This is a genomic window from Pseudoalteromonas sp. T1lg10 (genome assembly GCF_002964545.1).
Taxonomy (GTDB): Bacteria; Pseudomonadota; Gammaproteobacteria; order Enterobacterales; family Alteromonadaceae; genus Pseudoalteromonas.
The window spans coordinates 1-689 of the sequence record NZ_PQBV01000035.1; the positions used below are offsets into that span (position 1 = coordinate 1).

Annotated in this window: 1 protein-coding gene; it reads right to left on the minus strand. The window is 50.1% G+C overall.

Going from position 1 to position 689, the window contains the following annotated elements:
* Positions 1–689, minus strand: a 689-nt coding sequence (locus tag C2M17_RS08675; protein WP_158684002.1) for an ATP-binding cassette domain-containing protein, incomplete at both ends; no start/stop codon positions are given.

The following is a 689-nucleotide window of genomic DNA, read 5'->3' on the forward strand; positions in this document are numbered from 1 at the left end:
CCAGGTTTGCATAAATTGTATGACTTTCTCTTCGTTGACTTGGTCAAACGCCGAGGTTGGCTCATCCAGTAACACAATTCGCGGGTTTTGTAAGATTAACCGTGCCAGTGCAACGGCTTGGCGTTGACCACCGGAGAGACTTCTGCTGCCAAGAATAGGCATATCTAAGCCCAGTGGATGCGCACGCACAGCGGCGCCAAAACCAATGCTATCAAGGACGTTGAAAATGGCCTCATCCGTGTGATTATTGCCTGCCAACTGAAGGTTTTCGCGTAACGTCCCGTAAAACAAACAAGAATCTTGTGGCAAATAGCCGATATCACGCTGACGGTCCGCAGGATCGAGTTGTGTCATGGCAATATCATCAAGCAGTACTTGGCCGCTATCGACGTCTTCTAAGCCAGCTAAGATCCGCAACAAACTCGATTTACCAGCGCCGTTGCTGCCAAGTAACACGGTGTGACTTCCTGCTTTAATCTGCAGTTTATTAATGCTCAACGCTGGCGGCCCCTCATTGCCATAACTAAGTTTGACATTTTCGAGGCTGTAATCGCCATCGAGCCTAGGTTTATGAGCAAACTGGCGGCCTGGCGGGCGCTCTGTAGGCGCCTGCATAATCTGGTCAAGTTCTTCAAGGGCAACCTTAACATGCTGCCATCGCACCAGCACCCCAGTGATTTGATTTACCG